The organism is Dactylosporangium salmoneum (genome assembly GCF_039532525.1).
Classification (GTDB): Bacteria; Actinomycetota; Actinomycetes; order Mycobacteriales; family Micromonosporaceae; genus Dactylosporangium; species Dactylosporangium salmoneum.
In genome coordinates, this window is the sequence record NZ_BAAARV010000085.1 from 48,001 (window position 1) to 54,268 (window position 6,268).

Annotated in this window: 2 protein-coding genes; one reads left to right on the top strand and one right to left on the bottom strand. The window is 69.3% G+C overall.

What is annotated here, in order from left to right; all coding sequences use genetic code 11:
- Nucleotides 1–175 precede the first annotated feature (175 nt).
- Nucleotides 176–4,474 carry a discoidin domain-containing protein gene (locus ABD352_RS43200; protein ID WP_344618398.1) on the bottom strand — a complete coding sequence of 1,433 codons (4,299 nt, stop codon included), beginning with the start codon at nucleotides 4,472–4,474 and terminating at the stop codon, nucleotides 176–178.
- Between the two features lie 529 nt (nucleotides 4,475–5,003).
- Between ABD352_RS43200 and ABD352_RS43205 the strand changes: the two genes are divergently transcribed.
- A partial coding sequence (locus ABD352_RS43205) for an ROK family transcriptional regulator (protein ID WP_344618399.1) occupies nucleotides 5,004–6,268 on the top strand: 1,265 nt, incomplete at its 3' end.

Here is a 6,268-nt window from a genome sequence, read left to right on the forward strand (position 1 = left end):
GCCTGGCGACATCATGATTTTTCGGAGATTTCTCCTGACAGGGTATAAGTCCGATAAGTCGTGGCGCGCCAGCGCCCGACTTATCGCTTTCGCGGCCTTTCGCGAGCTTTCACACAAACGGCAACGGCCGCCGGGGCTGGGTGCCCCGGCGGCCGTGCGCGTTACTCGGTGCGGATTACGGGTTGACGGTGATGGTGAACGTGGTGGTGGTGTTGCGGATGTTCTCGGCGTTGTTCGAGAACGTCAGGTGGTTGAACGTCACCGCGCCGTACGCCGGGCCCTGGCCGGGCTCGGGCATCTCGTTGGCCCAGATGCCGATGCCGGACTTCGCGTCGTAGGCGTCACCGCTGCGCTTGGCGCCACTGATGCTCACGTTCGTGAACACCGTGTCGGTGAAGATGTTCTCGTGCGCGCTGCCCGTGTACTTCGTCTGGAACATGATGCCGGAGTAGGTCGGGTCGACGATGTCCACGTCGGACACCCGGATGCCGCGGAACTCCTTCGAGGCCGAGAACGCCCAGATGGCGCCGAAGGCCTGCTGACCCCAGAAGTGGCCGCCGTCTCGGACGAGCGACACGTTCTGGATCGTCGTGGGCTGCGTGCCGAAGCCCACGAACGGGTAGCCGAAGTCCAGCGAGCTGATGGTGATGCCGGAGTAGCACAGCATGTCCGCGATGTACATGTTGCGGAACGTGTTGTTGTACCCGCCGTAGACCGCGAAGCCGGCCGCGCGCCAGGTGAGGGTCGCGGACAGGTTCTCCCACAGGTTGTCGTGGTTGCCCACCGAGCCACCACTGTCGGTGGCGGAGAAGAGCGCGAACGAGTCGTCACCCGTGGAGCGGGCGTCGATGTTGTTCAGGTGGGTGTTGGTCGTGTCGTTGGTGAAGTTGATGCCGTCGGCGAACGTGTCCCGGATGCGGCTGTTGGAGATGTTGATGCCGCTGTTGTGCACGCCCCAGTACATGCAGACGGTGTGCTCGACCCAGACGTTGTCGATCGTCAGGTTCTGGTTGTCCTTCAGCTCGCCCCACACCTTGCCGGGGCCGTCGATGCGCTCGACGTAGTTGCCGAAGAAGGCCAGGTTCTTGAAGGACGAGCCGTTCGCCGAGGTCTGGACGCGGAAGCCCGCGTCGGTGTTCTGCTGGTCCTGCGGCGTGGTGAACCTGGTGTACCACGGACCGGCCCCGACGACCTGGATCGCCTTGCTGTTGATGTCGAACTTCCCGGTGGTGACGTAGGTGCCCGCCGGGAGGTAGACGCCGACCGCCGTGGCGCTCTGCGTCGCGGTGTTGAAGGCGTTCTGCACGTCCTGCTGCGTGAAGCCGGCCGGGGTGATGTACGTGGCCGGGTTCGGGTTGGCGATCGGCGCGACCTGCTCGAGGTTGATGAAGTCGATCGCGATGTTGCCGCCGTTCGCGGCGTCCTTCTGCAGCTTGATCGTGTGACCGGCCGGCACCGTGCTGTCGAGCATGATGTTGGCCTCGTCGTAGATGTGCCGCGGGCCGCTGCCGGGAGAGTTGGTCGGCGAGGCCTCGGCGCCGTACAACCAGGAGAACTTCGACGTCAGCGGGATGGCCTTGGCGAAGCTGCCGTCGACGTAGATGTTCAGCGTGGTCGTCGTGCCGTCCGGGATCGAGAACCGGGTGACCAGGGTGTTGGTGCTGGCCCGGGTGGTCCACTGGACGTAGGAGCCGGTCGAGTTGAGCGTGACCGCCTTGCGGCCGGACGCCTCACCGGCGATGTCGCCGATGGTGCGGTTCGGCCCGACCACCTGCGCGCCGCCGCCGACGGTGCCGTCCTCGGCCTCGTACATGTCGTAGGGCATGTTGGCGCCGCGCCCGACGAACAGCGGGTTGTCGCTGGTGTTGTTGCCCTGCTTGATGGACAGCTCGTTGGTGTCCGGCGCGAGCACGGTGTGCACCGTGTACTTGCCGTTGACCGCGGTCCAGGTGCCGAGCGTGATGACCGGCGAGCTGGCGCCCGCGGCGAGCGTGCCGGTGTAGGAGCCGGTGAGCGTCTTGACCGTGGCGCCCGTGGAGTCGACCACCGTCAGCGTGACGCCGTGCGCGCCGGCCGCCGTGGCCTGGGTGCCCTGGTTCTTGATGACCACCGTGAACGTGACCGTGTTACCGGCCGACGGGTTGCTCGGCGACCAGGCCACCGGGGAGGCGACGAGGTCGGAGCTGGCCACCGGCTGGACCACCAGGTTGGAGGCGCTGGTGAAGGAGTTGTTGGTCTCGTCGGTCTCGACGACCAAGTTGGACTCGTCCACCTTGGCGCTCAACGTGTAGGTCCCGGCGGTGCGGGGCCCGATGTTCGCGGTGAAGGTGCCCTGCGCGCCGGCGGCGAGGCCCGACACGTTGGCCGTGCCGGCCAGGACGGTGCCCTGGGCCGTGCCGAGGTAGAAGTTCACGTTGGTCGCGCCGGACGCGGCCGTACCGGCGTTCTTCACCGTCGCGGTCAGGCTGACCGAGTCGGTCTCCACCGGCGAGGCGGGCGACGCGCTGATCGCGGTCACCTGCAGGTCCGGGTTGGGCGCCGGGGTGCCGAAGACCTGGAACTCCGCGACCTGGCCCGACGGGGCGCCGGTGTTGGAGTTGAACTTCAGCTGCACGTCGGCCACCCGGGCGGTCACGGTGATGTCCACCGAGTTGCCGGTCGCCGGGTCCCAGCGGTAGTCGGCCGCGTTCACCAGGCTGGTGAAGCCGGACGCACTCTGCTCACGCCCCAGCACCTGCACGTTCTGGGTGCGCGCGCCCCACGAGCTGCTCGGGTCGAGCTTCAGCGTGATCTTCGAGATGTCGTTGTTGGCGCCCAGGTGCACGGTCAGGGTCGCCGGGAAGCCGGCCGCGCCCTCCCAGTACGTGGTGGCGCTGTTGTCGTTGGCGTTGGCCGGCACGAAGGTGAAGACCGAGCCGCTGGCGTCGATCGTCTTGCCCAGCGCCACGTTGGTGCCCGGCGGCGGGTTGCCGGTGCCGGTACGGGTGACCGTGTTGCTGGCCGCGGAGGCGTTGCCGGCGGCGTCGCGGGCCTTCACGTAGTACGACACCGTGGCCGTGTCCGGCTGGTTGTCCGTGTAGGTCAGCGTGGTACCGCCGACGCTCGCCCGCAGCGAGTTGTTCGCGTAGACGTCGTAGGCGGCGATCGAGCCGCTGTTGTCCGTCGACGCGGTCCAGGTCAGCTTGATCTGGCCGCTGGCCGGTTGCGTGTAGGCCAGGCTGCCCGGCGCCGTCGGGGGCTGGGTGTCCGTGGTGGTGCCGGTGCGCGTGACCGTGTTGCTCGCGGGCGACTGGTTGCCGGCCGCGTCGCGGGCAATGACGTAGTAGGCAACCGTGGCCGTGTCGGGCTGGCTGTCGGTGTACGTCAGGGTGGTCCCGCTCACGCTGGTGCGCAGGGTGCCGTTGGCGTACACGTCGTAGCCGGCGATCGAGCCGCTGTTGTCGGTCGACGCGGTCCAGGTGAGCTTGATCTGGCCGCTGGCCGGCTGGGTGTAGGCCAGGTTGCCCGGCGCCGTCGGCGGCTGCGTGTCACCGGTGGACGGGCCGTAGACCTCGAGCTCCGAGATCTGCGCGGCCTGCCAGCCGGTGTTGGCGGTGATGTTGACCCGGATGTAGCGGGTCGTGGTCTGGGTGAACGAGATCGTCACCGTGTTCGCCGTGCCCGGGGCGAAGTTGTACGCCGCGGAGGCGACCAGGTCGGAGTAGCTGCTGCCGGTGGTGCTCGTCTGGACCGAGAGGGTCTCGGTGCGGGCGCCCCAGGCGGCGGGCAGCTTCAGGACGACCGAGCTGACCGGCACGGCCGAGCCGAGGTCGACGCCGAGCCACTGCGGGAAGGCGTTGTTGTTGCTCTCCCAGTAGCTGTTCTGGTCGCCGTCACCCGCGTTGCCGGGCACGTACGGCGAGTTGCTGGAGCTCGACGTGAACGTCTTGCCCTGCGCCAGGTTGGTGGTGGACGTCGACACGCCGTAGATCTCGAACTCGGAGATCTGCGCGGCCGGCCAGCCGGTGTTGGCGGTGAAGTTCAGCCGGACGTAGCGGGTGTTGGTCGCGGTGAAGCTGATCGTGACCGTGTTCTGCGTCGCCGGGTTGAACGTGTAGCCGGCCGAGCCGAGGATCGTGCTGAAGCCCGAGCCGTCGGTGCTGCCGGTGATCGACAGGGTCTGCGTGCGGGTCTGCCACGCGGTGTCGTTGGGCAGCTTCAGCTTGATCTGGTCGATGTTCTTGGCGCTACCGAGGTCGATCTGCGCCCACTGCGGCCAGGAGTTGTTCGCGCTCTCCCAGTAGCTGGCCTGGTTGCCGTCGTTGATGTTGCCGATGCCGTTGGCGCCGTTGGTGCTGCTGGAGGTGGCGGTGCGGCCGCTGGCCAGGTTGGGGCCGCCGGCCGCCTGGGCCGGCAGCGTCTGCGCCGTCACGGCGACGAGGGTGGCCACGGCGAACGCCGCGAGCACCCTTCGCGTCACGAGCCTTCTGCTCATCGAGATCCTTCGTCCGAGTCGCTCGCGTCCGAGCGGGGGTGTGGGGGTACTGCGCCGAAGCATTGGCGGAGGTCGGCGTCTTGCGCCGGAGCGCTTCCCTGGCGGGGGTTGGCGGTGCGGTCCGGCCGGTGCGATCCAGTTGCGTGGCGGCCATGCGGTGGTGGTCCGCGCTGCAAGGGTCTTGCCTCCTCCGTAGGCGGGGCGGGGGCCCGCTCGCGACCTGGTTGGCGGGTCAGGCTGCGACCGAGTTGCGCTGAGGAGCTGTAAGTCTGTCGGGCACTTGTAGGAATCTTGCACAGCGTTGCGCCAAATGTTGCAGACTCGCCACCGGCTCGTCAACGGTCTTGGGATTTGTGGCATCGAGTTCGGTTGCCGCGTTGGAAGATGTGGGACCGCGCGGGCGACTTTCGAAACGTCACGGATTCGTTGCCCGCAAGTCTGGTGTTGCCGGGATGTTTCGTGGTTCATTCGTCGGACGGACCGACGAATGAACCACGTCTATGGCTTGGGAACCGGACGGGAGGCTGCCATGGTGAGCAAGGAGCGCGCCGGCGCCGGATCCGCCGAGGAGCCCACGGACCAGCTCGCCCTGCGCCGCACCAACCTGACGCGGACGCTGCGGCACATCCGTATCAACGGCCCGCGATCCCGGGCCGCGATCGCCGCTTCCACGGGCCTGCACAAGGCCACGGTGTCCAGCCTCGTCGACGAGCTACTGGCCCGCCGCCTGGTCCGCGAGATCGGCGCCGAGCACTCCGGCGGCGCCGGGCGCCCCGGCCGCGGCATCGCCCTGAGCCCCGACGTCGGCGCCATCGGCATCGAGATCAACGTCGACTACCTGGCCGTGCACGGCAGCGACCTCACCGGCCGCACGGTCATCGAGAAGCGGATCAGCTTCGACGCCATGCACCGCGACGTCGAGCGCTGCCTCGACGACCTCACCGAGGCCGCCCGCCGCTCCCTGGCCGAGCTGGTCCGCCGCGGCGTCACCCCGGTCGGCCTGACCGTCGCCGTCCCCGGCCTGGTCGACGTGGCCCGCGGCGTCGTGGTGCTGGCCCCCAACCTGGGCTGGCGGGACGTCCCGGTCGCCACCAGACTGGCCCACGGCCTCGCGCCCGGCCTGTGGATCGGCGTCGACAACGACGCCAACCTGGCCGCGCTGGCCGAGTACACCTGGGGCGTGGCCGCCGGCACCGCCGACCTCGTCTACCTGACCGGCGAGGTCGGCGTGGGCGGCGGCGTGATCGTCAACGGCCGCCTTCTGCGCGGCGCCGACGGCTTCTCCGGCGAGGTCGGCCACCTTCCCGTCGAGCCCGGCGGCGCCCCCTGCGGCTGCGGCCGCGCCGGCTGCTGGGAGACCAAGGTCGGCCTGGCCGAGCTGGTCCGCAAGGCCACCCCCGACGCCGCCTACGGCCTGGCCGACGGCCCGATCCCCGACCCGCAAGAGCGCATCGCCGAGGTCGCCCGCCGCTTGGCCGCCGGCGACCGCGCCGCCGCCGACGCCGTCGCCGAGGTCGGCCGCTGGCTCGGGCACGGCGGCGCCATCCTGGTCAACCTGTTCAACCCGAGGGTGATCGTCCTCGGCGGCTACTTCGCCGAGCTGTCCGACCACCTGATCCCCTCCGCCCAGGCCAACCTCGCCCGCCTGGCCGTCGCCTCGACCGCCGCCCGCTGCCACTTCGTCGCCTCGCACCTGGGCTTCACCGCCGCCGCCCGCGGCGGGGCCGGGGTCGTGGTCGAGCGCATGATCGAGGACCCGACCGCCGTGTCGCTGACCGCCCCTCCCCCGCTGGC

Excerpts from the sequence above, each read along its gene's own strand:
- ABD352_RS43200 (WP_344618398.1), bottom strand. The coding sequence starts at position 4,474 with ATGAGCAGAAGGCTCGTGACGCGAAGGGTGCTCGCGGCGTTCGCCGTG.